Origin of the sequence: Streptomyces himalayensis subsp. himalayensis (genome assembly GCF_013778455.1) — a bacterium.
Taxonomy (GTDB): Bacteria; Actinomycetota; Actinomycetes; order Streptomycetales; family Streptomycetaceae; genus Streptomyces; species Streptomyces himalayensis.
The window spans coordinates 197,268-223,382 of record NZ_JACEHE010000011.1 but is presented as its reverse complement, the minus strand read 5'-3'; the positions used below and the strand labels follow the sequence as shown (position 1 = coordinate 223,382).

General features: G+C 69.3%; 21 protein-coding genes and 1 pseudogene. 14 read left to right on the top strand and 8 right to left on the bottom strand.

Features of this window, described 5'->3' with window-relative positions:
* The first annotated feature begins 169 nt into the window (after window positions 1-169).
* The 9 genes from H1D24_RS19805 to H1D24_RS19765 all read left to right on the top strand — a co-directional run bounded on the left by H1D24_RS19805 (window position 170) and on the right by H1D24_RS19765 (window position 12,266).
* A complete protein-coding gene (locus tag H1D24_RS19805) occupies window positions 170-1,168 on the top strand; it encodes an ABC transporter permease (RefSeq protein ID WP_181658938.1) in 999 nt (332 codons plus the stop codon).
* A gap of 47 nt (window positions 1,169-1,215) precedes the next feature.
* Window positions 1,216-2,088: a carbohydrate ABC transporter permease gene (locus H1D24_RS19800; protein WP_181658997.1), complete on the top strand. Its 873-nt coding sequence runs from the start codon at window positions 1,216-1,218 to the stop codon at window positions 2,086-2,088.
* Between the two features lie 64 nt (window positions 2,089-2,152).
* Window positions 2,153-3,805, top strand: a complete 1,653-nt coding sequence (locus tag H1D24_RS19795) for an ABC transporter substrate-binding protein (RefSeq protein WP_181658937.1) — start codon at window positions 2,153-2,155, stop codon at window positions 3,803-3,805.
* A gap of 2 nt (window positions 3,806-3,807) precedes the next feature.
* The gene (locus H1D24_RS19790; RefSeq protein ID WP_258564179.1) at window positions 3,808-5,346 is read left to right on the top strand and encodes a GH39 family glycosyl hydrolase; all 1,539 of its coding nucleotides are present in this window, start codon (window positions 3,808-3,810) and stop codon (window positions 5,344-5,346) included.
* Entirely contained in the window at window positions 5,343-6,035 is a 693-nt protein-coding gene (locus tag H1D24_RS19785) for a YesL family protein (protein ID WP_181658936.1), read from the top strand. Before H1D24_RS19790 ends, H1D24_RS19785 begins: the two co-directional genes overlap by 4 nt.
* A complete protein-coding gene (locus tag H1D24_RS19780) occupies window positions 6,032-8,068 on the top strand; it encodes a beta-galactosidase (RefSeq protein ID WP_181658935.1) in 2,037 nt (678 codons plus the stop codon). The genes H1D24_RS19785 and H1D24_RS19780 overlap by 4 nt, the downstream gene beginning before the upstream one ends.
* Before the next feature lie 75 nt (window positions 8,069-8,143).
* Window positions 8,144-10,186 (top strand): alpha-glucuronidase, encoded by a 2,043-nt coding sequence (locus tag H1D24_RS19775; RefSeq protein WP_374064261.1) that lies wholly within the window; start codon window positions 8,144-8,146, stop codon window positions 10,184-10,186.
* 249 nt (window positions 10,187-10,435) lie between these two features.
* Window positions 10,436-11,521, top strand: coding sequence for a potassium transporter TrkG (locus H1D24_RS19770; RefSeq protein WP_181658934.1), 1,086 nt, complete (start codon window positions 10,436-10,438; stop codon window positions 11,519-11,521).
* Window positions 11,514-12,266 (top strand): potassium channel family protein, encoded by a 753-nt coding sequence (locus tag H1D24_RS19765; protein ID WP_220136931.1) that lies wholly within the window; start codon window positions 11,514-11,516, stop codon window positions 12,264-12,266. The genes H1D24_RS19770 and H1D24_RS19765 overlap by 8 nt, the downstream gene beginning before the upstream one ends.
* 56 nt (window positions 12,267-12,322) lie before the next feature.
* Here H1D24_RS19765 and H1D24_RS19760 read toward each other — a convergent pair whose 3' ends face one another.
* From H1D24_RS19760 to H1D24_RS19730, 7 genes are all read right to left on the bottom strand, one after another.
* Window positions 12,323-13,123 (bottom strand): creatininase family protein, encoded by an 801-nt coding sequence (locus tag H1D24_RS19760; protein WP_181658933.1) that lies wholly within the window; start codon window positions 13,121-13,123, stop codon window positions 12,323-12,325.
* 21 nt (window positions 13,124-13,144) lie between these two features.
* A complete protein-coding gene (locus H1D24_RS19755; RefSeq protein WP_181658932.1) occupies window positions 13,145-14,542 on the bottom strand; it encodes an FAD-binding oxidoreductase in 1,398 nt (465 codons plus the stop codon).
* Window positions 14,542-15,708, bottom strand: coding sequence for a substrate-binding domain-containing protein (locus H1D24_RS19750; RefSeq protein WP_181658931.1), 1,167 nt, complete (start codon window positions 15,706-15,708; stop codon window positions 14,542-14,544). Before H1D24_RS19750 ends, H1D24_RS19755 begins: the two co-directional genes overlap by 1 nt.
* 34 nt (window positions 15,709-15,742) lie before the next feature.
* Complete coding sequence (locus H1D24_RS19745) at window positions 15,743-16,639, bottom strand: ABC transporter permease (protein WP_181658930.1); 897 nt, start codon at window positions 16,637-16,639, stop codon at window positions 15,743-15,745.
* Window positions 16,636-17,382 carry an ABC transporter ATP-binding protein gene (locus H1D24_RS19740; RefSeq protein ID WP_181658929.1) on the bottom strand — a complete coding sequence of 249 codons (747 nt, stop codon included), beginning with the start codon at window positions 17,380-17,382 and terminating at the stop codon, window positions 16,636-16,638. The genes H1D24_RS19745 and H1D24_RS19740 overlap by 4 nt, the downstream gene beginning before the upstream one ends.
* A 77-nt stretch (window positions 17,383-17,459) precedes the next feature.
* The gene (locus H1D24_RS19735) at window positions 17,460-18,698 is read right to left on the bottom strand and encodes an amidohydrolase family protein (RefSeq protein ID WP_220136930.1); all 1,239 of its coding nucleotides are present in this window, start codon (window positions 18,696-18,698) and stop codon (window positions 17,460-17,462) included.
* 100 nt (window positions 18,699-18,798) lie between these two features.
* The gene (locus H1D24_RS19730) at window positions 18,799-19,311 is read right to left on the bottom strand and encodes a flavin reductase family protein (RefSeq protein ID WP_181658928.1); all 513 of its coding nucleotides are present in this window, start codon (window positions 19,309-19,311) and stop codon (window positions 18,799-18,801) included.
* A 157-nt stretch (window positions 19,312-19,468) separates the two neighbouring features.
* Between H1D24_RS19730 and H1D24_RS19725 the strand changes: the two genes are divergently transcribed.
* Together H1D24_RS19725 and H1D24_RS19720 are read left to right on the top strand one after the other, a co-directional pair.
* Entirely contained in the window at window positions 19,469-20,143 is a 675-nt protein-coding gene (locus H1D24_RS19725; protein WP_181658927.1) for a helix-turn-helix domain-containing protein, read from the top strand.
* 43 nt (window positions 20,144-20,186) lie between these two features.
* Window positions 20,187-20,591, top strand: a complete 405-nt coding sequence (locus H1D24_RS19720; RefSeq protein WP_181658926.1) for a RidA family protein — start codon at window positions 20,187-20,189, stop codon at window positions 20,589-20,591.
* 201 nt (window positions 20,592-20,792) lie between these two features.
* Here H1D24_RS19720 and H1D24_RS19715 read toward each other — a convergent pair.
* Window positions 20,793-21,531 (bottom strand): annotated as a pseudogene (locus H1D24_RS19715) (FadR/GntR family transcriptional regulator).
* Between the two features lie 74 nt (window positions 21,532-21,605).
* Between H1D24_RS19715 and H1D24_RS19710 the strand changes: the two are divergent.
* From H1D24_RS19710 to H1D24_RS19700, 3 genes are all read left to right on the top strand, one after another.
* Window positions 21,606-23,066, top strand: coding sequence for an Nramp family divalent metal transporter (locus H1D24_RS19710; RefSeq protein WP_181658924.1), 1,461 nt, complete (start codon window positions 21,606-21,608; stop codon window positions 23,064-23,066).
* A gap of 76 nt (window positions 23,067-23,142) precedes the next feature.
* Window positions 23,143-24,879 (top strand): IlvD/Edd family dehydratase, encoded by a 1,737-nt coding sequence (locus H1D24_RS19705; RefSeq protein WP_181658923.1) that lies wholly within the window; start codon window positions 23,143-23,145, stop codon window positions 24,877-24,879.
* A gap of 38 nt (window positions 24,880-24,917) precedes the next feature.
* Window positions 24,918-26,105, top strand: coding sequence for a fumarylacetoacetate hydrolase family protein (locus tag H1D24_RS19700; RefSeq protein ID WP_309484392.1), 1,188 nt, complete (start codon window positions 24,918-24,920; stop codon window positions 26,103-26,105).
* Window positions 26,106-26,115 lie beyond the last annotated feature (10 nt).

Here is a 26,115-nt window from a genome sequence, read left to right as displayed (position 1 = left end):
CCCTAAGTTGCCGCCACGTTACCGGAAAGCCCCTGAAACGTATCGGTCACGGATTCCAGTGACGTCGGGTGTCTCCGGACGTGCCCGCCCGTCGAGCACCACCACCCCTTATCCGCAAGGGCCCATCGGGCCCGTCCGCCCGTCCCGCACACGCCACGGAGGCCTGAGCATGAGCACCTCCACCGCCCTGGATCCGCCGCACGGCACCGAGGATCCGCCGCCACCCGGGTCTCCGCCCCCGCCCCGCCGGCCGCTGCCGCCCGCCCGCCGCACCTGGCGGCAGGCGCTGGGCCGTGACTGGCAGCTGTACTCGCTCGCGGTGCTGCCGCTGCTGTTCTTCCTGATCTTCCGGTATCTGCCGATGATCGGGAATGTGATCGCTTTCCGGCGGTTTGAGCCGGGCGGGTCGATCCTGGGTGAGGATTGGGTCGGTCTGCGTTATGTGCAGATGTTCCTCAGTGACCCGACCTTCTGGCAGGTCTTCACCAACACGCTGTGGCTGGGCGCCCTCACGCTCGTGTTCTGCTTCCCCGTACCGATCGTGCTGGCACTCCTGCTCAACGAGGTGCGTACGCGCGCGATGAAGCGGTTCGTGCAGTCGGTGTCATACCTTCCGCATTTCCTCTCCATCGTGATCATCGCGGGCATCACGATGCAGATTCTTGCGACGGACGGCCCGGTCAACCAGGCGCTGGAGGCGTTCGGCCACAAGCCGATCCCGTTCCTCCAGGAGTCGGAGTGGTTCCGGACAATCTATGTAGGCTCGGAAATCTGGCAGACCGCCGGCTGGGGCACCATCCTCTACCTCGCCGCTCTCACCACGATCGACGATGAGTTGTACGAGGCGGCGCGCATCGACGGCGCCAACCGCTGGCAGCAGATCTGGCACATCACCCTGCCGGGCATCCGGCCCACCATGATCACGCTGCTGATCCTCAACATCGGCACGTTCATGGCGGTGGGCTTCGAGAAGATCCTGCTGCTCTACAACCCGCTGACGTATCCCACCGCGGACGTCATCTCCACGTACCTGTACCGCACGGGTGTGGAGTCCAACAGCTTCAGCTATGCCGCCGCCATCGGTCTGTTCGAGGCGATCATCGGCCTGGTGCTGATCTTCTCCGCCAACCAGCTCTCGCGTCGCACAGTGGGGACGAGCCTGTGGTGACCCTGTCCAGTGGCCCTCTGCGCCGGGCTCCGCGCCCGCGCACCTCGGTGCACCAGCCCTCCCGCGGCTACCGCGTCTTCCAGGCGGTGAACGGGCTGATCCTCACCGGGGTCGTGGTCGTGACCCTCTACCCCTTCGTGAACATCATCGCCCGTTCCTTCAGCGCGGAGGACCGCATCCGGGCCGGCGAGGTGAACCTGCTGCCCGAGGGGTTCAACCTGACCACGTACCGCCTTGTGATCTCGGACGGGATGTTCTGGCGGAACTACGGCAACACCGTGCTCTATACGGTGGTCGCGACCGCCATCGCCATGGTGCTGACCACCTGCTACGCGTACGTCCTGTCCAAGCAGCACCTGAAGGGCCGCAACGCGCTGATCGGCATCGCCGTCTTCACCATGTTCTTCACCGGTGGCCTGATCCCGAACTACGTCCTCATCACCAGCCTCGGCATGAAGAACACGCTGTGGGCCCTGGTGATCCCGAACGCGATCAGCGTCTTCAACCTGCTCGTGATGAAGGCCTTCTTCGAAAGCCTGCCGTCCGAACTCGAAGAAGCCGCCCAGATCGACGGCCTGAACACCTACGGGATTCTGCTCCGCATCGTGCTGCCGTTGTCCAAAGCAGTGATCGCGACGATGGTGCTGTTCTACTCGGTTTCCTTCTGGAATTCCTGGTTCGGTGCATTCCTCTATATGGACAGGTCCGAGCTGATGCCGGTCACGGTCTATCTCCGGAACATGATCGCCGGCGCGACACAGGGCGGGAACGTCGGCGCGACATCGGAGCAGCTCACGCAGGTGGGGGCGAACATCCAGTCCGTCACGATCCTGCTCACGGCACTGCCCATTCTCGCCGTCTACCCGTTCGTCCAGCGCTATTTCGTCTCCGGCGTCACGCTCGGCGCGGTCAAGGGCTGACACGAGAAAACTCGGCCCTCGGCTACGGAGAAACACCCCCGAATACGGAAACAAGGGAGTATCCGTGAACAACACCGGACAGCTGTCCCGGCGCAGCCTGCTTGCCGCCGCGGCGTTCGCCGGCCTCACCACCCTCGTCGGCTGCGGCAGCGGCGACGACTCCAGCGATGACCCCAAGGACCTCTCCAAGAAAGAGGTCGGGGCGATGAAGAAGTACGGCGTGGGCGACCAGTTCAAGGCCACCAAGCCGCTCACCTTCTCCCTTCTCCACCTGGACAACCCGGTCTACCCGCCCAAGAAGAGCTGGCTCTTCTGGAAGGAACTGACCAAGCGTACGAACGTCACGTTCAAGACGACCGGCGTCCCGTACAGCGACTACGAGAAGAAGAGAGGTCTGCTCATCGGCGCGGGTGACGCGCCGTTCCTGATCCCCAAGACGTATCCGGGTCAGGAGACCGCGTTCGTCGCCTCCGGAGCCATTCTCCCGGTCAGCGAATACGTGCACCTGATGCCCAACTTCCAGGAGAAGGTCAAGAAGTGGGGGCTGGAGGGAGACCTCGACTCCATCCGGCAGGCCGACGGCAAGTACTACCTCCTGCCGGGCATCCACGAGAAGGTGAAGGTCGGCTACTCCCTCGCCCTGCGCACCGACGTGCTGGACGAGGCGGGGCTCGAGCTGCCGACCACCTGGGACGAGGTCCACGAGGTGCTGAAGGGCCTCAAGGAGGCCCACCCCAAGGTGTATCCCTTCTCGGACCGCTGGAACCAGCCCGAGCCGGGCGGTGCGCTGCTCAATTTCCTCGCCCAGTCCTTCGGCACCAAGGGCGGCTGGGGTTACAACAATTACTACTTCGACTCCAAGGCGCAGAAGTACGTCTTCACCGGTGCCATGGACGAGTACCGCCAGATGCTCGAGTACCTCAACAAGCTGGTGTCCGACGGCCTGGTGGACCCGGAGAGCTTCACTCAGTCCGACGACCAGGCCAAGCAGAAGCTCCTCGGCGGCAAGTCCTTCGTGATCAGCGCCAATCCGCAGGTCCTCGCGGACGAGTACCGCCTCAACCTGGAGAAGCAGGTCAAGGGCTCGAGCATCGCGATCATCCCGGTGCCGGTCGGCCCTGCCGGTCCCGTGGTGGCGGGCAGCCGTCTGGAGAACGGCATGATGATCTCCAGCGAGGCCCTCAAGAGCGAGAACTTCGTCGCGATGATGCAGTTCGTCGACTGGCTGTGGTACTCGGACGCCGGTCAGGAGCTCGCCAAGTGGGGCGTCAAGGACGTCACGTACACGTCGTCCGGTCCTGGCCAGTACGCCCCCAAGGACGGCATCAAGGTCCAGGCCATCAACCCGGACGCGAAGAAGGACATGCAGAAGGACTACGGGTTCTCCAACGGCGTCTTCGCCTACGGCGGTAACTGGTCCCTGGTCACGTCCTCCTTCACTGAGGACGAGCAGGAGTTCCAGGAGTCGATGGCCCAGCGCAAGCTGCTGCCCGTCGAGCCTGCTCACCCGCTCAAGGCCTCCGAGCAGGAGCAGGCCACCCTCTGGGAGACCCCGCTGAGGGACCACGTCAGGCAGAACACCCTCAAGTTCGCCCTCGGCAAGCGCCCGCTGTCCGAATGGGACAACTACGTCGCCGAACTGAAGGCCAAGAACATGGAGCAGTTCATCGACCTGCACAACAAGGCGTACGAGCGCTTCAAGCAGGAGAACGGCTGACGATGACGAGCAAGGCCATGCGTCACCGCATTCCGGACCAGCCGGCCGGACAGCTCTCCGAAGCCTGGCGCTTCTGCGTCGGCACCGGCCGCATCGAACTAGCGCTGCGCCGCGACTACCAGGACTCGCTCGCCCTGCTGCAGCGCGAGATCGGATTCCGGTACATCCGGGGCCATGGCCTGCTCAGCGACGGGATGGGCGTCCACCGGCCGTACGAGTGGCAGGGCGCCCGCCACGTCCACCACTCCTTCACCTACGTCGACCAGGTCGTGGACGCCTACCTGGAGCGCGGCATCCGGCCGTTCATCGAACTCGGCTTCATGCCGAACGAGTTGGCGTCCGGCGACCAGACGGTGTTCTGGTGGCACGGCAACGTCACCCCGCCCCGCTCCCACAAGGAGTGGGCGGGGCTGGTCCGCGCCACGCTCACCCACCTCATCGACCGTTACGGCATCGACGAGGTCCGCACCTGGCCCATCGAGGTGTGGAACGAGCCCAATCTGCGGGACTTCTGGCAGGACGCGGACGAGGCCGCGTACCACCGGCTCTACGAGGTGACCGCCCACACGGTGAAGGAGGTCGACTCCTCCCTCCAGGTCGGCGGCCCGGCGATCTCGCCGGGTTCGGACGAGTGGATGGTGCGGTTCGCGGAGTTCGCCGAGAAGCGGGAGGTTCCCGTCGACTTCGTCTCCCGGCACGCCTACACCTCGGGCCCGGCCCAGCACGTGCCGTTCGGCGTCCACCAGACGCTCGCCCCGGCCGAGCGGCTGCTGGAGCAGTTCGCGACTCCACGCCGTCAGCTCAAGGGCACCCGGTTCGCGGACGTTCCCGTCCACATCACAGAGTTCAACTCCTCATATCGACCGGACAACCCGATCCACGACACCGCCTTCCACGCCGCCTACCTCGCTCCAGTGCTCGCCGCGGGCGGGGAGGTCGCAGACTCCTTCTCGTACTGGACGTTCAGCGACATGTTCGAGGAGGTCGGCCCGCCCACCGCGCTCTTCCACGGCGGCTTCGGGCTGCTCACGCACCGCCAGGTGAAGAAGCCGACGTACCACCTGTACGCCTTCATGGCGCGGATGGGGCAGGAGCTGCTGGCGCGCGGCGACGACCACCTGGTGACCCGGCACCCCGACGGCCGGGTGACCGTCCTGGCCTGGGCGCCCGTCGACCCGACCGGTGAGACGCCCGGCCCGGACCAGCACACGCTGCGCCTGTCCGTCCCGGTCGGAGCCCGCCCGCGCAGTGAGGCGTTCGTCCGCCGCTCCACCGTGGACGAGGAGCACGGCAACGCCTACGCGGCATGGCGGCGCATGGGCAGCCCGCGCTCGCCCCTCCCCCACCAGCTCGAGGTCCTGCACGAGGCCGCCGAGCCCGCCCGGGCCCACCTGCGGCTGCCCGTCGACGACGGCCGCGCCGAGCTCGATCTCACGCTCGCCCGCCACGAGATCACCCTGGTCGAGGTGACCCCGCTGGAGGACGAGACGCCGCCATGGTGGGACGAGCGACGCCTGCTCGGCCGGGAGGAGTCCCGATGAGCGCCCCGCAGACAGCCGGCCGTCGCGGCTTCGGCGACGGCCCTCTCTCGCGCGCGGCTGCCCTGGTACACACCCTGGTCACCGTCGAGGTGCTGCTCCTCGCCGCCGCCTCGCCCGGCCTCGCCGCGCTGCTCTTCCTCGGCGCCGACCCATCCAACCTCCCCCTCGCCGCCGTCTGTCTGCTGCCGCTCGGCCCCGCCCTGTCCGCCGCTCTCTACGCCCTGCACCACCGCAGCCGCGATCTCACCGAGCTCCACCCGGCGCGCGCCTTCTGGCGTGGCTGGCGGCTCAATGCCCTGCCCGTATTGAAACTGTGGACGCCGCTGCTCGCCTGGCTCACCGTCATCGCCGTATCGCTCACCCACTTCCATGCCACCGGCCTGCCCGGCTGGTGGGCGGTGCTGCTCGTGCTGATCGGCCTGGCCTCGCTCCTGTGGGGCGCGCACGTGCTCGTCCTCACCTCCCTGTTCGCCTTCCGCGGCCGCGATACCGCGCGCCTCGCCGCGTACTTCCTGTTCCGGCACGGCCGGGCCACCCTCGGCGTGTTCTCGCTGCTTGTCCTGGCCGGCGGGCTGACCGTGCTGCTCACCGAGGCCCTGCCGGCCCTGCTCGCCTCTCCCCTGCTGCTCTGCCTGCTCAACACCACCCGCCCGGTGACTGCCGAGGCCCAGGAGGACTTCACCGCATGAACACCCCCAGGACCGACAAGATCCCCTATGGCGGCGACTACAACCCGGAGCAGTGGCCCGAGCCCGTCTGGGACGAGGACCACCGCCTGTTCGACCAGGCCCGCATCGACACCCTCACGGTCGGTGTTTTCTCCTGGTCGCTCACGCAACCCGCCGAGGACGCCTACGACTTCACCGTCCTCGACCGCATCCTCGAGCGCGCGGCCGCCGAGGGCCGTCGCGTGTGCCTCGCCACCGGCACCGCAGCGCTTCCGCCCTGGCTGGCCCTCGCCTACCCCGAGGTCAACCGCACCGACTTCGAGGGCCGGCGCCACGGCTACGGACAGCGCCACAACTTCTGCCCGAGCTCACCGGCGTACCGCCGACTCTGCACCGCGATCGCGGGCCGTCTCGCCGAGCGCTACTCCGACCACCCGGCCCTGCTCGCCTGGCACATCAACAACGAGTACGGCGGCGCCTGCTACTGCGACCTGTGCGCCGCCGCGTTCCGCACCTGGCTGCGCGAGCAGTACGTCACGCTCGACGCCCTCAACGACGCCTGGTGCACGACCTTCTGGTCGCACCGCTTCACCGACTGGTACGAGATCGAGCCGCCCAACGCGCTCACCGAGCACTGGCGCGGCCCCGACCACACCGCCTTCCAGGGCATCACCCTCGACTACCACCGCTTCATGACGGACGCGCTCCTCGGCTGCTTCCGCGCCGAGAAGGAGGCGATCCGCCGCCACGACGCGGAAACGCCGGTCACCACCAACTTCATGGGCATGTACCGGCCGCTGGACTACCACCGCTGGGCGCCCCACCTCGACTTCGCCTCCTGGGACAGCTACCCGCCGCTCGACGCCCCGCCCACCATGGCCGCCCTCGGACACGACCTGATGCGCGGCCTCAAGGACGGCGCGCCCTTCTGGCTCATGGAGCAGACCCCGTCCACCACCGCCTGCCGCGACGTGAACCCGCTCAGGCGCCCCGGCGAGCTGCGGCTGGCCACCTGGCAGGCCGTCGCCCACGGTGCGGACGCCGCCCTCTACTTCCAGATGCGCGCCTCGCGCGGGGCCTGCGAGAAGTACCACGGGGCCGTGATCGGCCACGCCGGGCGCGACGACACCCGCGTTTTCCGCGAGGTCGCCGAGGTGGGACGGGAGCTGGAGGAGCTGGGCTCGGTCGCGCTGGGCGCCCGCACCCCGGCCCGTACCGCCCTCCTCTTCGACTGGGACAGCTGGTGGGCCCTGGAGATCTCCGACGGGCCGTCACGCCTGGTCCGCTACCAGCAGGTCGTCCACGCGTACTACCGCGCCGCCCGTGAGTCGGGCGCGGACGTGGACGTCGTCCCGGTGACCGCCGACCTCACCTCGTACGACGTGGTCCTCGCCCCCGCCCTGCACATGGTCAAGGGCGACCTCGCCACCCGTCTGGAGGCCGTGGCCGCGCGCGGCGGCACCGTCCTGACGACCTTCCTCTCCGGCCGCGTCGACGAGCACGACAACGCCTTCCTCACCGACGTCCCGGGCCCGCTCGCCGACCTCATGGGCGTCCGCGTCGACGAGTGGGACTCGCGCCCGGCCGATGTCATCAACCCGGTCCTGCTCGGTACGGGCGATGAGGCGCTGCGCACCGACGGGCGTCTGGTCTTCGAGATCGTGCTTCCGCAGGGCGCCGAACCCGTCGGCACCTACCAGGCCGACTTCTACGCGGGCACCCCGGCCGTCACCCGGCACAGCTTCGGCGAAAGCGGGGGCGAGGGCTGGTACGTCGCGACCGCGCTCGACCAGCCGGGCGTCGACTGGGTGGTACGCCGCGTCCTCGCCCGCCACGGCCTGGTCGGCCCGTACGCGGAGTACTCCTCCGTCGAGACCGCGTGCCGCACCGCGCCCGACGGCACCCCGCTCTTCTTCCTGCTGAACCACGCGCCCGAAGCGGTGTCCGTCACCGCGCACGCGACGGCCGTGGACCTGCTCACCGGCAAGGAAGTCGAGCGCGGTGAGCCACTGACGCTCGACCCGTGCGGGGTGTCCGTCCTGCGCCTTCAGTAGTTCCAAGGCTTCATCCCGAGGCTGGGCCGCCCGCCCGGCCCGGCCCGCTCATATAAGCACTGACCAGGGGTTTTCGTGACTGCACCCGTACCCTCACCCGCACCCGTGCCCGCGCTGCCCAGCGGCGTCGACCCGGCATGGCTGCCGCCCGCCGTATTCCGCCCGCTCGGCTCCCGGCGGACGCTGATCGCGGGAACGGGCCCGCTGGTGGACACGGTGCACGGCGAAGTGGCAGGCGCCTGCGACCGGTTCGGAGGCCGCGTCGTAAGAGACGCGCAGGAACCGGGCGCACCGTACGACCTGGTGCTGGAGCTCGGCGAGGACGACCCGAACGAGCTCGGAGCCGAAGGGTTCGCGGTGGAGCGAGCCGGCGGCGTCACACGGGTGACAGCGGCCGGTCAGCGCGGGCTGCTGTACGGGCTCTTCCACGTGGTGCGGCTCGGCGAAGCGGTCTTCCAGGGCGAGTTGGCGCGCGAGGTGCACTGCCCCGCGCTGTCGCTGCGGATGCTCGATCACTGGGACAACGTGGCCGTGCATCCGGTGATGGGCCAGGTGGAGCGCGGCTACTCGGGCGGCTCGCTGTTCTGGCAGGACGGGCGGGCGCGAGGCTCGCGCGCCGAACTGGAGCGGGTGCGCTGCTACGGCAGGCTGCTGGCGGCGAGCGGGATCAACGCGGTCGCCGTCAACAACGTGAACGTGCACGAGACGGAAGCACATCTGCTGACCGCCCGGATCGGCGAAGTGGCCGCGATCGCGGACGCGCTGCGCCCGTACGGGATCCGGACACATCTGTCCGTCTCCTTCGCCGCGCCCGTCGTGCTCGGCGGTCTGCCCACCGCCGATCCGCTGGACGAAGCGGTGCGCGACTGGTGGGCGGAGGCGACCGGCCGGGTGTACGCGGCGATACCCGACTTCGGCGGGTACCTGGTGAAGGCGGACTCCGAGGGCCAGCCGGGCCCGTTCACCTATGGCCGCAGCCACGCGAACGGCGCCAACGTGCTCGCGGCGGCTCTTGCCCCGTACGGCGGGACGGTGCACTGGCGGGCCTTCGTCTACGACCACCGGCAGGACTGGCGGGACCGTTCGACGGATCGGGCGCGCGCGGCGTACGACCACTTCGCGCCGCTGGACGGCGAGTTCGGGCCGAACGCGGTGCTCCAGGTGAAGCACGGGCCGATCGACTTCCAGACGCGCGAGCCCGTGTCCCCGGTGATCGGAGCGATGCCGAACACCCGGATCGCGGTCGAGATACAGGCCACCCAGGAGTACACGGGACAGCAGCGGCACGTGTGCTGGCTCGGGCCGATGTGGAGCGAGGCGCTGCGGTTCCGGCCCGAAGGGGCGGACGGGCCGAGCGTCGGCGATCTGGCGCGCGGCGGCGGCCTGGTGGCAGTGTCGAACACCGGCGACGACCCGTTCTGGACAGGGCATCCGCTGGCGCAGGCGAACCTGTACGCCGTCGGCCGGCTGGCCTGGCGGCCGGACGCGGATCCGCGCGCCGTCCTTGCCGAGTGGATCGAGCTGACGTTCGTACCGGAGGAGACCCCTGATCCCGCGCGGCTGCGGAGCGGGCTGCATGCGGTCCTCGACGGCTCATGGCGGACGTACGAGAAGTACACGGCGCCGCTCGGCGTCGGTTTCATGGTGCAGCCGGGCCACCACTACGGGCCGAGCGTGGACGGCTACGAGTACAGCCCCTGGGGCACGTACCACTTCGCCGACCGCGACGGGATCGGCGTCGACCGCAGTCAGGCGACCGGCACCGGGTTCACCGGGCAGTACGCCAAGCCCTGGGCGGAGGTGTACGAATCGCCCGAGACCTGCCCGGACGAGCTGCTGCTCTTCTTCCACCATGTGCCGTACGGGCATGTGCTCCACAGCGGCGAGACGGTGATCCAGCACATCTACGACACGCACTTCGACGGCGTGGAGGAGGTCGAGGACGCACGCCGGGTGTGGGCCGGGCTCGCGGACCTGGTGGACCCGGCACGCCACGCGCGGGCGACGGAGCGCTACGAGGAGCAGCTCCGCGGCGCCCGCGAGTGGCGCGACCACATCAACACGTACTTCTTCCGGAAGTCCGGCGTGCCGGACGCCCGGCGGCGCCGCATCCACTGAAGGCGCGACCCGGCCGGTCGATCCGCCCGGTCGATCCGCCCGGTCGATCCGCCCGGTTGTTCTCGTCCGGCTCTTCTCGCCCGGTTCCTCTCGCGATTTTCGACGCCTCTCGACGCCGCGCCGCGTTCCATATGCCCCTTTTGGCGGGGATGCTGTCCCTTGCTGTCCACCGCGGCGATCACCGGCCAGGCCGGCCGCGGTACAGGCAGCACCGCCGAGGCAGGCTCAGGGATGACCGGGAGGTGAGTGGTGGCTGCGGGCAGGACTCGGGCGTGGTGGTCTCGGCTGGCCGCGCAACCGACCCGGGCCGCCGTCCTGGCCCTGGCGCTGTTCGTCGCATTGGGCGCGGCCCTGCTGATGCTCCCGGCCGCCACCGCGCCCGGCAGAAGCACCAGCGTCCTGACCGCCCTGTTCACCTCCACGGGAGCGGCCACGGGCGGTATCGCCATCGTCGGCACCGGCAGCCACTGGAGCGCGTTCGGCGAGGGCGTGGTCCTCGCTCTGATCCAGGTCGGCGGGTTCGGCATCATGACGCTGGCCTCCCTGCTGGGTCTGCTGGTCGCCGGCCGGCTCCGGCTGAGTACGCAGTTCAGCACGCAGGCCGAGACCGGGTCCTTCGGCGTCGCCGACCTGCGCCGAGTGGTCCTGCGAATCGCAGGCACCACCCTCGTCATCGAGTTCGCACTGGCCGCGATCCTCACCACCCGCTTCCGCTTCGGCTACGGCCAGTCGGCCGGGGAAGCGCTCCACCACGGCGTGTTCTACGCGATCTCCGCCTTCAACAACGCTGGATTCGCCCTGCGCGACGACAACCTCGTCGGCTATGCGCACGACGGCTGGATCGTCCTGCCGATTGCCGCTGGCTGCCTGCTCGGCGCCCTCGGTTTCCCCGTGCTGCTCGAGCTCCTGCGGGTCGGCCGCGCGGGCGTAAGCCGCAGGATCAGGCACCGCTGGTCCCTGCACACCCGGCTCACCCTCGCCACCTACGCGGTCCTGCTCGTCGTCGGCACCCACCGCCGAATCCCGGAGGCGGCGCTGCGCCAGGCCCTGACCGTGGCGCTCCTGGGCGTGGCGCTCGTCATGTCGGGCACGCTGGCCCTGCTCACCACCACGGACGAAGCTCCCGAGGCAGTCCTGTTCGAGAGCGTCTCCGCCTTCGGCGCGGTCGGCCTGAGCACCGGCATCACCGGCGGCCTTCCCGCTGTAGGCCAACTCACCCTCATCGCCCTGATGTTCACCGGACGTCTGGGCCCCATCACTCTGGCCTCCGCACTGGCCCTCCGCGAGCGTGACCGCCGCTACACACTTCCCGAGGAGCGACCCGTCATTGGCTGACCACCGCAAGACCCTGCGCCTGCGCCGCCGTCGGCACCCCGCCGCCGGCGAGCGCCCGGCCGGCGACTCCAAAGTGGCCGTACTCGGCCTCGGCCGATTCGGCCACTCCCTGGCCATGGAGCTGATGCGGCGCGGGTGGGACGTGCTCGGCATCGACTCCAACCCCGGCATCGTGCAGAAGACGGGCGACGAACTCGCCCACGTCGCCGCCGCCGACTGCACCGACCCCCAGGCGCTGGAACAGCTCGGCCTCGGGCAGTTCTCCCGGGCGGTGGTCGGCATCGGCACCGACCTGGAGGCCAGCATCCTGGCCACCTCCAATCTCGTCGACGCGGGCGTACCCAACATCTGGGCCCGGGCCACCACCCGCCAGCACGGCCAGATCCTCGAACGCATCGGCGCCCACCACGTCGTCCTGCCCGAGCACGAGATGGGCGAGCGCGTTGCCCACCTGGTCACCGGCCGCATGATGGACTTCATCGCATTCGACAGCGACTACGCCCTGATCAAGACGCTCGCCCCGACGGTCGTCGGCGGGGTGCCGCTCGGCGAGAGCCTCGTGCGCAGCAAGTACGGCGTGACGGTCGTCGGCATCAAACGCCCCGGCGCCGACTTCACCCACGCGACCGCGGAGACGGTCGTCCAGCCGGGCGACGTCATCATCGTCACCGGCAAGACGCGTGCCGTGGAAACCTTCGCAGAGCTGGTGTCCGCCGGCCCAGCGGATGAGGCGCATTCCCACTGACGCCGTGCTTGCTTGTCCGGAGGTGCCGGAAAAGGGTCGGGGCGCTGCCCGTACCGTCAAGGCTGTGGCGCAGGCCCGGGCGCCGTGCCACCGGGCAGGAATCGGGCGCATTCGCGCAGGGCCGCGGCGTTCTGCGCGACGGCCGCCTCGACGAGTTTGCGCCCGGACTCCGCGTCGGCGCCGGTCGGGTCGCCGATGACGCCGTTGCCGGTGTCGAAGTCGTCGCTCGTCCAGCCGAACGAGACGGACTTGCCGAACCCGATGTGCTCGTACGCCGTGAGGTGCTCGGGCACGCTGTGCCGGGCGAGCTCCATGTCGACGAGATCGGGGTGCAGATGGAGCATCGCGGAAGTCTCCTTGAACCCGCCGTGCACGCCGAGCCCCAGCTCTCCGGCGGCCGATACACCTCCCTGGTCGGCCGGGAGACTGGCGTGCAGCAGGAAGGTGCGCAGGCCATGGTGGGTACGAAGCTCGCGCAGCGCGACACCGAGCAGGGCGCTGTTGCCGCCGTGGGCGTTGAGGAAGGCGAGTCGGCGGATCGGGCCCGCGGCCAGGGAGCGGCCGATGTCGTCGAGCACCGCCAGCAGCGTACGCGCGGTGAGCCACAGCGTGCCGCCCGACCAGGCGTGTTCGTCGGACTTGGTGTAGGCGAGTCCGGGCAGCAGCGTGATGTCGCAGGTCTCGCCCGCGGCGCGGGCGGCTCCCTCCGCGATGGCCTGGGCGATGTAGTAGTCGGTGGCGACCGGCAGATGAGGGCCGTGCTGCTCGATCGCGCCGACGGGCAGCACGGCCACGGTGTCCTCGTCGAGCTGCCCGACGGCCGGTCCACTGAGGTCGATGAAGTGCGTGAACGCCATGGTGCTCAGCTCCCTTGCATGTCACGGGGTGGGTGCGGCGGGCAGCTTGCCGGGGTTGAGCAGACCCCGCGGGTCGGTTGTGCGTGCTGCCTGGCGGACGAGCTCGATGCGGCGGTCCACGAACCAGTTGTGCGGGTCGTGGACCCCCACGCCCAGGGCCGCCAGGGCGGCGATGCCTTCGTACACGGTCCGTTCGTCCTCGTAGCGCGCCATGAGCATCCCGACCGTGCCGGAGCGCATGCCTTCGAGGTGCAGCAGGGTGTCCGGGAATACCTTCTTCACCGCGGTCGGGTCCCCGAGGAGCGCGTCGCCGGAGATCTCGAGGTGGAAGTAGCCGTCCTTGGCCTTCATCAGGTGGTACGTGGGGTGGTTGAAGGAGAGTGAGCTGATCAGCGCGGGTCCCTCGGGGGCCGCCCTGACCTCCAGGACGCGACCGCCGTGGCGGGTGACGATCTCTCGGGCATCCTGTTCGGCCTCGGCCTCGATGATGGCGCGGACGCTGAGCGCCCCCGGGTCGAGCGCCGGGTCGGGCTGGAACGTCTCCACCAGGCCGGCCTCGTCGAGCGACACCAGGCGCGGGGCGGGTTCGAGACGCACCAGCTCCGCGAGTGCGGCCGTCGCGGCGGCCCAGTCGTCGAACGCCGCGAACAGCCCGGTCCAGTCACGGGCCCGCTGCAGGCTGACGGTCGCGGTGGCGATGACGCCGGATGTCCCGTACGCATGGATGTACGGCAGCGCGTCCTGGCCCTTCTTCGTGAACGGCTCCGCGTTTGCGGTGCACGGCACCACCGTCAGTTCCCGTACGAAGCCTTCGGAGTTGGTGCGGTGCAGCAGCGATCCCGTACCTCCGTTCCCTCCGGCCAGGAAGCCACCGACCGTCGTACCGAAGGTGGACGGGAACATCCACAGCTCCTGTCCAAGGCTCCGGGCGTGCGCCTCGAGGTCGGACATCTTCGCCCCGGCCTCGGCGCGGATCCAGCCGTCGCCGGTGTCCAGGATGCGACCGCAGCCGGTGAGGTCGAGCACCACTCCCCCGCGCAGCGGGATCGCCTGCCCGTAGTTGCCGGTGCCCTTGCCTCGCGCGGTGACCGGCACACGGTGGCGGTGGGCCAGGGCGAGGATGCCGGGGATCTGCTCGTGCGAGGTGGGGCGCAGTACGACTTCGGCGCGCCCGGCGGGCAGCTTGGCCGACAGGATCGGCGACATGTGCGCCCAGTCGACCGAGGCCTTGTCCAGGGACGCGTCATCGCGTACGACGGCCTCGGCGCCGATCAGATCGGCGGCGGCCGCGCAGAACTCCTCGAGCCCCGGGGTCGAGTCGTCGGCGGCAGCGACGAGAGGCTGCTCGTCGGCGACCAGGCCGGTCAGCCGTTGGAGTTCCTCTTCGGAGAGTGCGGCAGGAGTGCGGGGCTCGGCCATTACTTCAATCCAATCGATGTGTCGATGAACCGGTTGGTGGCAAGGTCGTCGGCGGTCAGGTCCGCGGGAACCTTGACCCCGTCCTTGGTGAGCAGCGGCGTGACGGTGTCGCGGATCTTCTCGACCCGGTCCATGTCGAAGCCGCCGATGCTGCCGTCGGACTCGTTGGCGAGAATGCCGAGCTTCACCATCTGCTGGGCCGCGTACTCCCCGGTGCCCTTGCTGTAGACCCAACTGGTGTTGTACTGCGTCACCAAGTCGTCGATCACACCGATGGCGGCATCCGGCTCGGCCGCGAAGTCGGCAGCGGACTGCTGCACGATGGGGACGAGCTTCTTCAGGCAGGGGGCGAGCTCGTCGACCGCGCCGCTGCGCACGGACAGCGCCTGCGGGTAGACGTTGTAGCCGACATCGGCGAGCAGCTGGTACTTCACCGGCTTCTTCCAGGCGGAGACCTCGTGCTCGTAGATGTACGGCTCGGCCGTCGCGAAGCCCTGCTGCACGATGTCCGGGTTCGCTACGAACCGGGACGGCGAACCGTCGTAACTCGCGTCGAGCTGGCTCTTCTTGATCAGGCCCTTGTCGACCAGCATCGGCACGAAGACGTTGCCGTCGCGGTAGACGACCTTGGCATCCGACTTGCCGATGTCGGCGACGGTGCGCCAGTCGGGATGGGTCTTCGGGTCCCACATCAGGATCTGCGGGCTCTTCTTCATCAGCGCGGCGACCGCCGTGACCGGGCGCTTGGCTGCGGACTCGATGGCCGCGTCGGTGGTGACGGTTGCCAGGGTGATGTCCTTGTCGAGGTACATCTGGGAGGTGACGCTCTGGTAGCCGATCGCCGAGCCTCCCGCGCGTAGCTCGATCTGTACGCCGGTGTCCTTGCCGCCGATGACGAGCGGCCCGGTGACGCGCTTCTTGTCGGTGTCGACGGTGTAGCCGGGGCCGACCAGGTTGTAGAGCGGCCCGTGCTCGGCCTCCGGCTCCCAGTCGATCTGGACGACCACCTTGTCGGGGCACACACCGTCGAGGCGCTGCGCGGCAGGGGCCGCCTTGAGGTCTTCGGTGGATCCGGTGGCCGCTCCGGCACCGCAGGCGGTCGCCGACAGCAGGACGAATGCGGAGGAAACGCCGCTCAGAGCAAGGCGTTTGGGGGAAGGGGGCAAGGAAGTCTCCAGGAAAGAGAGGTGGGTCGGCGGTTCAGCGCTCGCCGGCGGACGCGGACGCGTGCCAGGAGCCGACGGCGAGACGGCCGATCAGCGTGAACACGGCGAAGACAGCGATACCGAAGAGCGAGGCGAGGATGATCGAGGCGAACAGCTCCTCGGACTGGAGCCGGGAGCGATAGACGTCGAGCAGCGTTCCGATTCCCGGGCTGCCCTGCTTGAAGAACATGTCGCCGACGATGGCACCGATCACGGAAAGCCCGGACGAGGTCCGCAGGCCGGTGAAGACGGAGGGCAGCGCGGCCGGCATCTCCAACTTGCGCAGGCGGTCCCAGCGGCTTGCCTTCTGCAGGGTGAACAGGTCGTGGAGGGCCCGGTCCACGGACTGCAGCCCGAACAGGGTGTTGGCGATCATCGGGAAGAGCGCGATCAGGACGCAGACCACCACGCGGCTGGTGAATCCGAAACCGAACCACAGGCCGATCAACGGCACGATCGCCAGGATCGGAACCGTCTGGAGCACCACGGCATACGGGTACAACGACCGTTCCAGCCAGGAGGCGCGGCTCATGAGCGCCGCCGCCGTGATACCCAGAACCGCGGCGATCACCAGACCGGCGAGGGCCACCTGCGCGGTGAGCGACAACGCGAGGAGCATCGGCTCCAGCCGCGCCCAGTCCAGGAACGCCACGCTCAGCACCTGGTGGGGCGGCGGGACGAGGAAGCGGCGTTCGGGCGTGAGCAGGAGATAGCTGACGGCATACCAGATGCCGATGAACACCGCCAGGGAGGCCACGGGAGCGAGGCGCGCCGCCCACTGCCGGCCGGAGTGCGCCGTGTCGGGGCGGAGGTTCGGGGTGGGCGCACCCGGATCCGTACCTGCGGCGGTTTTCGTGACGGCATCCGTTGCCGGAGTGGTGTCCGTGCTCACTGGCTTCCTCCTCGGAGTGCGGCCGACACCTCGCCCGCGATGCGGGCGAAGGCCGGGTCGTACCGCAGCTCCGCCGGCCTCGGATGCGGGAACGGCACTTCGAACTCGGCGACGATCCGCCCGGGGCGCGCCGACATGACCAGGACGCGACTCGAGAGGAAGACCGCCTCCGTCACGGAGTGGGTGATGAAGAGACCTGCGAACCCCGTCTCCGCGAAGATGCGCTGCAACTCCTCCTGCATGCGCATACGGGTCATCTCGTCCAGGGCGCCGAACGGTTCATCGAAGAGGAACAGCGACGGTCGCATCATCAGCGCTCTCGCCAGCGAGACCCGCATCCGCATGCCACCGGACAGCTGTCCCGGCAGCTGCTTCTCGAACCCCTCGAGCCCGACGAGACGGATCGCATCCCTGGCACGCTCCCGGCGTTCCGCCTTGTCGGCTCCGGCCAACTCGGCCGGGAGTTCGACATTGGCCAGGACGCTGCGCCAGGGCAGCAGGGTGGCGTCCTGGAAGACGTAGCCGACCCGGTCGCCGGAGGTGTGCACCGTGCCGGCGGTCGGCTGGTCGAGCCCGGAGGCCAGTCGCAGCAGGGTGGACTTGCCGCAGCCGGAGGGCCCGACGACGGAGACGAAATCCCCTGGTGCGATGGCGAGTTCCACCTTCTCCAGGGCGATCGTCCCGTTGGGGAAGCGCTTTTCGACGCCGTCGAGGCGCAGCGCAGTCCCTAGTGTGGCCACCATGTCATCCCCATTTCCGACGGCACGTTGGAGGAATACGTTGGACGATTACGTTGGGCGAATGTTGATAGCATGAACATTCATTGTTTCGCGGCGATGTCTCCGACGTGTCCGTCGTCGACTTCGAAGAACTCGCGAACCACCGTCGTGCGACTGATGATTCGGCCCGCCTTGAACACGATGCGATCCGGGCAGGCGGCGCCGAGCGCCTCCGAGAGCGAGCCCGCGCGTACGGCCAACAGGTCGGCGACGGCGCCCTCCTGCGGACCGGCCGCGGGCATCCCCAGCACGGCCCTGGATCCGTTCGTCACCGCGTGGACCGCTTCTTCCAGGGTGAGGTGGCCTGCCGTCACCAGCAGGCCCGCGGTCTCGAGGGGATCGGCGCGGCCGACCGGGTTGAAGGGATCGCGGATGTTGTCGCCGCCCGCGGCGAGTGTCACTCCCGCATCGAGCAGAGTGCGAACGGCCGTCAGCCCTCGGGGCGTTCGCGTGGGATGGTCGCGCCCCTGGAGGTAGAGGTTGGTGATCGGGAGCGTGACGACACCGATCCCGGCCTGCGCAGTCTCCTTGGCGACACGCATGGCGTCCTGTGGATCGGTCGCGCCCAGGCTGACGCAGTGGCCGGCCGTCACCGGCCCCGCGAAACCGCGTCGCCGCACGGCATCCGCCAAGAGCCGCAGATCCGTCGCACTCGGGGACAGGTTCTCGTCCGCGTGAAGGTCCACACCCACGCCGTACCGCTCGGCGAGCCGCAGCACACGGTCGATGGCGGCAGCGGGGTCCACGGACAGGTGGGGGCAGCCGCCCAGGAGGTCGACCCCCAGTTCAGCGGCCTGACACAGCACTTCATCGGGCGCGTCGGTGTGCAGCACGGCGACCTGCAGATCGAGCCGGCCCCGCAGCTCCTCACGCAGTCCGACCAGGGCCCGCAGGCCGCGCAGCGGATCGGCGCCGGGCAGCACATCGGCGTGGGTGCGTACGGCGGTTACGCCGTTGGCCAGCATGTCGTCGAGTGTGCGCCGGGCCCGAGTACGTACGTCGTCCTCGGTGACGTACTCGGCATAGCGGCGCCAGGCGGAGACGGCCGAGGGCAGGTCGCAGGGCGGCGCGTCGGCCAGATCCCATGTCCCGGCCTTGTCCAGGTGGGCGTGCGGCTCGGCCGGAGCGGGCAGCAGGAGGTAGCCGGAGAGGTCCAGTTCGGACTTGCCGGCGGGCAGCTCGCCGGGAGGGGCGACGGCCGTCACCCGTCCGCTGTCGAGGCGTAGATCGCGACGGGAGCGGTCGGGCAGCAGTGCGCCGCGGAGAGTGATGGCCGTCATCTGGTCGGTGTGCCTTTCGCCGAGGGCCTGGGGCCAGGTCCGGGGGTCGGGAGGGCGGATGCGCGAAATCGCCGAAGCCCCGCAGAGGGCGGTCGGCGGCCTACTGAATCGTGTGGTAGTCACGGCCGAGGTGGACCAGCGCTGTGGACCCGTCCTGACCGGGCGTAATCTCCTCCACGGCCGCGATCAGGAGTCGATGGTCGCCTGCCGGTACGTCTTCCTCGACGCGGCAGGCGAGGATGTGTGAGCTGTACCGGGTCAGCAGGGGCAGGCCGTTCTCGTCCGGCGTCCATTCCAGCCCGGCGAAGCGGTCCGCGGTGCGGCCGGCGAACCGGCGGGCAACGCCTTCTGCTCCGGCACCCAGGATGTTGAGCGCGAACCGGCCGCTGCGCTGGATGAGCGGCAGCGTACGGCCGGCGCGGTCCACGCCTATCGCCAGCAATCGCGGGGTACGGCTCAGACTCATGGCGGCGGTACTGGTGAAACCTGCCGGACGGCCGTCGGGGCCGAGGGCGGTGACGATGCAGACACCCCCGGCGAGGGCGGCCATGGCATCGAGGAAACCGGCATCCGTGGATGCGGTCGACGGGCGGTCGGCGGTGGCCGGGGGCATGCGAACTCCTCGTGGTCGGGAGGCAGGATCAGCGAGCGACCATGGATAGAATGTTGGTCACATCAACATTGACCGTAGCGGTCGGCTGTTTCCTGGGAGTAACACGTTGCCGGTAGAAACGGGACCCGAGCGCTCACCGAGACCGCAAGGATGCGCCATGTCAGCACAGTCCGCAGGTCGCAAGCACCGCACCACCGGTTCCACGTCCCAGGCCGATCTGGACATGGCGATGCGCACCGAGCTGGGTGCGACCATCCGCCGGCTGCGCAAGGAAGGCGGGCTGACACTGGTGGAACTCGCCGAACGGTCGGAGCTGTCCCACCCATTCCTCAGCCAACTCGAGCGGGGCCTCGCCCGCCCCAGCATGCAGTCGCTGCACCGCATCGCCAGAGCGCTGGGCACGAGCCAGCAGGCGCTCCTGGCACTGTCCGCCGGGCCGCCCGCGACCGGCAGGGCAGAGGAGGGGGTCCACCTCGTCCGCAGCGGAGAAGGGATGCCGGTGGCGGCCGGCTCGTCCGGTATCGCCCGCGTGCTCGGCGCTTCCGGCTTCGCCGTGCACCCTGTGGAGTTCACCTGGGCTTCAAAGTGCTTCGAGGAGTACTACGACCACGCGGGCGACGAGTTCCTCTACGTGGTGGAGGGCGAGCTCGAGGTCGACCTGGGGACCACGCAGGGGCAGCAACTGCACCGTCTGGGCCCCGGCGACAGTCTCTGCTATGCAGGCCGCACCCCACATCGGTGGCGTGCGCTGGGCGAGACCGACCGCGTACGCATCCTCATGGTGCAGAACGTCACGGGTTCCCCGGCCAAGGCGCACGGGGAAGGCGAGTGAGGTACCTCAACGGGCCGACCGACCACGTAAGAAGGGGTGCTGCATGACGAAGCGAGGGCTCGGGGCGCTGGCCTATGGGGACGTTGTACAACCGTGGGGCCGGGGCGCCGCGGCAGGAGGTTTCGTCTTCCTCAGCGGAATCGACGGTGTGACCGACGAGCAGGGAAATCCGGTGCACGGAGTCGCCGCGCAGACCAGGGTCACCCTCGACCGGGTCCGTGCGCTGCTCGCCGACGCGGGCGCGAGCATGGACGACATCGTCCAGCTCGACCAGTACGTGGCCGATCCCGCGGAGCGAGCGGAGTACATGGGTGCTCGCGACGCCTGGCTGTCCGCACACGCACCCCGGCTGCTCGACGAGCGGTCCTACGCGTCGCTGCTGATCTATCCGAGGCTCGCCACTCCGGCGATGCGCGTCGAGATCCGTGCTGTGGCCTACGTCGGCTAGAGCGAGAGCCGGCTCGACGCCGCCACCTACAACTCGACGCCCGCCACTGACAAGGTGACGGCGACGGTGCCCGTGGTTCCGCCCGTGTGCCGGGCCTCGATGGCGTCGGCGAGACTGTTCAACGGGAAATGCGAGCGATACCAACCGTACAACTGGGGGTCGCTCAGCCACCGCGGAGGCCACGCTGATCAGGCCGAGTCCTCAGCCCTGCGTCAGCCCGGGCGACTCCGCGATCTCCCGCTCGGCGGCGTCGATGATGCCCAGCACGGCCGCCGACGCCGCAGCGGGATCGCCTCTTTCGACGGCTTCCACGACGGCGCGGTGGGCCGGCAGTGAGGCCTCGACCGCCCCCGGGGTCTGCGTGCTCACCACGAAGCTGTGTTCCAGCGCGATGTCGATCGCACGACCCAGCGAGCCGAGGAGACGGTTGCCGCTCGCGTCGAGCAGGGCGCGGTGGAAGGCGGTGTCGGCCTCGACGTAGCCGCTGCGCCCCGGCCGCGCCGCAGCGGCTTCCATGGCGGCCAAGGCGTCGTACAGGGTTCGTACGTCACCGGGGGTGGCCCGGCCGGCCGCGAGCCGGGCGGCCTCCGGCTCGACGATCCGGCGCAGTTCACCGGTGTCGCGCAGCAAGGCCGCGGAGTCTCCGGCCTGTTGCCAGCGCAGCACATCGCGGTCCAGGTGGTTCCAGTGCTCGGGCGGCAGCACGCGCGTGCCCGTACGCGGACGTACCTCCAGCATCCCCTTGGCCACGAGCGCCTTGACCGCCTCCCGCAACGCGCCTCGGCTGACGCCGATTTCGCCGGCGAGCACGTCCTCGACCGGCAGCGGCTGCCCCGGCTCCCACGTACCGCCGACGATGCGCAGGCCGAGCTCGTCGACCACGCGCTGATGCATGGTCCGGTATTGCACCACGATCTCTTGCACACCCCCTGGACGCCATTCATCGAATCATTTAATGATTGCTGTCATGTTACGTGCCCGCGAGTCCAACCGGACGAAGAGAGGCGTTCCCCAATGACGCACGCGGACGACGAAATCGGCACGCCCCACCGTGCCGACGCACCTTTCCCCCTGAACAGCCGTCACCTGCCCCTGCCCGAGGTACGGACGCTGCCGGCCCCGCCCCGCAAGCTCTGGCGCATCATCGGCCCGGGCATCGTCGCGGCCGGAGTCGGCCTGTCCTCGGGCGAGTTCATCCTCTGGCCGTACATCGCATCGCAGGCCGGCCTCGTCTTCCTGTGGGGAGCGGTCGTCGGCGTCGTCACCCAGTGGTTCCTCAACATGGAGATCGAGCGCTACACGCTCGCCACTGGAGAGACGGCCATCACCGGCTTCAACCGCTACTGGCGGCACTGGGGCGCGGTGCTCGTCGCGCTGACGTACGCGGCGAACCTGTGGCCGGGCTGGGCCACCGGCTCCGCCACCATGCTCTCCTACGTCTTCGGCGGCGAGCCGACGGTCATCGCCGTGTGCCTGCTGCTGCTCATCGGCGCAATCCTCACCCTCGCGCCGGTCGTGTACACGGCGCTGGAACGGCTGTTGTTCGTCAAGGTCGCTCTGATCGGCGGATTCTTCGCGCTGGCGGTCATCTTCGCCATCAAGGCGTCAAGCTGGAAGGAACTGCCGGAGGCCGCCACCCACATCGGCCAGTTCCCCAGTGAACTCGGCGTCGCCGTACTCATGGGAGCGCTCGCCTACGCCGGGGCCGGCGGCGGGCAGAACCTGTGCCAGAGCAACTGGATACGCGACAAGGGCTTCGGCATGGGCCACTACGTGCCCAGGCTGGTCAGCCCGGTGACCGGCAAGGAGGACGCGGCTTCCGGTTCGGCCGCCGGATACGTCTTCGTCCCCGAAGGCGAGAACCTCCTGCGGTGGAAACGCTGGTGGCGCTTCGCCAACACCGAGCAGGCCGTGACCTTCGGCCTCGCCACCGTCGTCACCATCGTTCTCTCCTCGCTGCTGGCCCACTCCACGCTCTTCGGCACGCCGGGTCTCTCGAACGACGTGGGCTTCGTGCGGGAGGAAGGCGAGGTGCTGCAGTCGCAGGTGGGCGGCTGGTTCGGCGTGCTGTTCTGGCTGATCGGGGCCTTCTCGCTGTTCAGCGCGGCGACCGGCATCGTCGACTACACCAGCAGGCTCGCCGCCGACGTCCTCAAGTCGACGTACCTGCGCGGCTCGCGCCTCCCCGAGAGCCGACTGTACTTCTGGCTCGTGTGGGGGCTCGTCGCCATCGGCGTCACCATTCTGGGGCTCGGGCTCGACCAGCCGCTGGTCCTGCTGGTGGTGTCCGCCTGCGTGGCCGGACTGATGATGTTCGTCTACTCCGGACTGCTGCTCTACATGAACCGCAAGGCACTGCCGGCACCGCTGAAGGTGCGCAGCTACCGGGCGGCCGCCCTGGTATGGGCGGTCGGGCTCTTCGGCGTGCTCTCCGTCCTGACCGTACGGCAGCAGATCGAGAACCTCTTCGGCTGACATCACTGTCATGGACCGGCAACGGCTGACATCGGCCGACCTGGAACCGACCCACACGAGAAACAGGAGTGCGTACATGACGGACGGGAAGCAGACCGACCGCCGCAGCCAGGCGTGGTTCGGTGCGAGTGGCCGCAGCGGGATGGTGTACCGGTCCTGGATGCGCAACCAGGGCTTCGGCCCCGACGTGTTCGACGGGCGTCCGGTCATCGGCATCGCCACGAGCGCCTCCGAACTCGCCCCGTGCAACGCCCATCTCACGCGCGTCGCCGAAGCGGTCAAGCGCGGCGTGTGGCAGGCCGGCGGCTTCCCGCTGCAGTTCCCCACCATGGCCACCGGCGAGACGCTGATGCGCCCCACCGCCATGCTCTACCGCAACCTCATGGCCATGGAGGTCGAGGAGCTGATCCGGGCCAACCCTCTCGACGGCGTCGTGCTGCTGTCGGGCTGTGACAAGACGACGCCCGCCATGCTCATGGGCGCCGCCAGTGTCGACCTGCCCGCTGTCATGGTCACCGGCGGGCCGATGCTCAACGGCAAGTACCGGGGCCAGGACGTCGGGTCCGGCACGCACGTATGGAAGTTCGAGGAGGACCTGAAGACCGGCAGGATGACCCAGGAGGAGTGCTTCTTCGCCGAGGGCTGCATGGCCCGCTCCAACGGCCACTGCATGACGATGGGGACCGCCTCCACGATGGCCTGCATGGCCGAGGCGCTCGGCATGCAGCTGCCGGGCTCCGCGACCTGGCCCGCCGTCGACTCCCGGCGTATGGAGACCGCGCAGGCGGCGGGGCAGCGCATCGTGCAGATGGTGCACGAGGAGCTGCGACCCTCGCAGATCCTGACCCGGAACGCGTTCGAGAACGCCATTCGCGTCAACGCGGCCATCGGTGGCTCCACCAACGCCATCATCCATCTCACGGCCCTCGCCGGGCGTGTCGGCGTCGACCTGACCCCCGAGGACTTCGATACCTTGGCGCGTGCGGTTCCGACACTGGTCAACCTGATGCCCAGCGGGAAGTACTTGATGGAGGACTTCTGTTACGCGGGCGGGCTGCCCGCCGTCATGGGCGAACTCCTCCACGGTGGCCTGCTGCACGGCGAGCAGATCACCGTCACCGGCCGTGGCATCGCCGAGAACGTCGCGGACGCCGAACGCGTCGACCCCGACGTCATCACCGGACTCGACGCCCCGTTCCAGCCGCCGGGCACCGGCACGGCCATACTGCGTGGCAACCTGTGCCCCGACGGCGCAGTGATCAAGCAGTCCGCAGCGTCACCGCACCTGCTCACCCACCACGGCCCCGCCCGCGTCTTCGACTCCCCCGAGGCGTACCACGAGGTCGCCGACGATCCGGATCTCGACGTCGACGAGAACACCGTGATCGTCATCCGCAACGCGGGTCCCAAGGGCTACCCCGGCATGCCCGAGGTCTCCAACGTCCCTCTGCCCGCCAAGCTGCTGAAGGCGGGCGTCACCGACATGGTGCGCATCTGTGACGGCCGCATGAGCGGTACGGGCTACGGCACCGTGGTCCTGCATGTGGCGCCCGAGGCAGCTGTCGGCGGACCTCTTGCGCTGGTACGCGACGGGGATCCGATCGTTCTCGACGTTCCGGGCCGCACGCTGCGCCTGGACGTGGACGACGCCGAGCTCGAGCGGCGCCGGACCGCGTGGAAGCCGCCGACTCCGCAGCACACGAGCGGCTACGCCTGGCTGTACACCCAGCACGTCGAACAGGCCGACCAAGGCGCCGACTTCGGCTTCCTCCGCGGCTGCCGGGGCTACGAGGTCCCACGGGACTCCCACTGAGCGCAAGCCCACGCCCCCTCGACTCCAGGAGAATTGCAGTGGCATCGGCAGCCCGCCCCCGCCTGACCCTCACCCGCGACTCCGTGCTACCTGAGGACGCCGGCCAAGCCGCGTTGATCGCCCGCGTGCACGAGCCGGAGTGGGGAGGACCATGCGTGGCCGCGGTGCGCGGCGAGCATGTCGTCGATCTGACCGCCGTCGCGCCCACCGTGTCCGACCTGCTCGAACGCGACGACGCGGAGGCGATCGTACGGGAGGCGCCCGGCGGACGCATGTGGCCTCTCGACGCGCTGCTGGACGCGACCGCAGCCGGCCGCCGCGATCTCCCCTACCTGCTCGCCCCCATCGACCTGCAGGTGATCAAGGCCGCGGGCGTCACCTTCGCCCGGAGCCTGCTGGAACGGGTCATCGAAGAGCGCACGGGCGGCGACCCGGCGCAGGCCGCCCGGGTGCGCGATCGGATCGGGCAGGTGGTGGGCGGCGCTGTCGACCACATCCGCCCCGGCTCGCCGGAGGCGGACAAGGCCAAGGAGCTGCTGGTCTCCGAAGGGCTGTGGTCGCAGTATCTGGAGGTCGGGATCGGCCCGGACCCCGAGGTGTTCACCAAGGCTCCGGTGCTGTCGGCGGTCGGCACCGGAGCCGACATCGGCGTGCTGGCCGCCTCCGTGTGGAACAACCCCGAGCCCGAGGCCGTCCTCGTCGTGGACTCGCGCGGCCGGGTGCGCGGCGCCACGCTCGGCAACGACGTCAACCTCCGGGACATCGAGGGGCGCAGCGCGCTGCTGCTGTCCCGGGCCAAGGACAACAACGCCTCGTGCGCGATCGGCCCGTTCCTCCGCCTGCTCGACCACGGCTTCGACCTCGACACGGTGCGCGGGCTCGACATCGAGCTGCGGATCGACGGCACGGACGGCTACGTACTGCACGGCAGCAGCTCGATGCGCGAGATCAGCCGCGACGTGCTGGACCTCGTCGCGGCGGTGCATGGTGCGCACCACCAGTACCCCGACGGCTTCGTGCTGTTCACCGGTACGCTCTTCGCCCCCACCGAGGACCGGCACGCACCCGGCGCGGGCTTCACCCACGAGCACGGCGACGTCGTGCGGATCTCCAGCCCTCGACTCGGCGCACTGGTCAACACGGTCACCTCTAGCGAGCAGGCCGAGCCGTGGGAGTTCGGGGTGCGCGCGCTGATGCGCAGTCTGTCGGGGCGCGGCGTGCTGTGAGCCCGCCGCC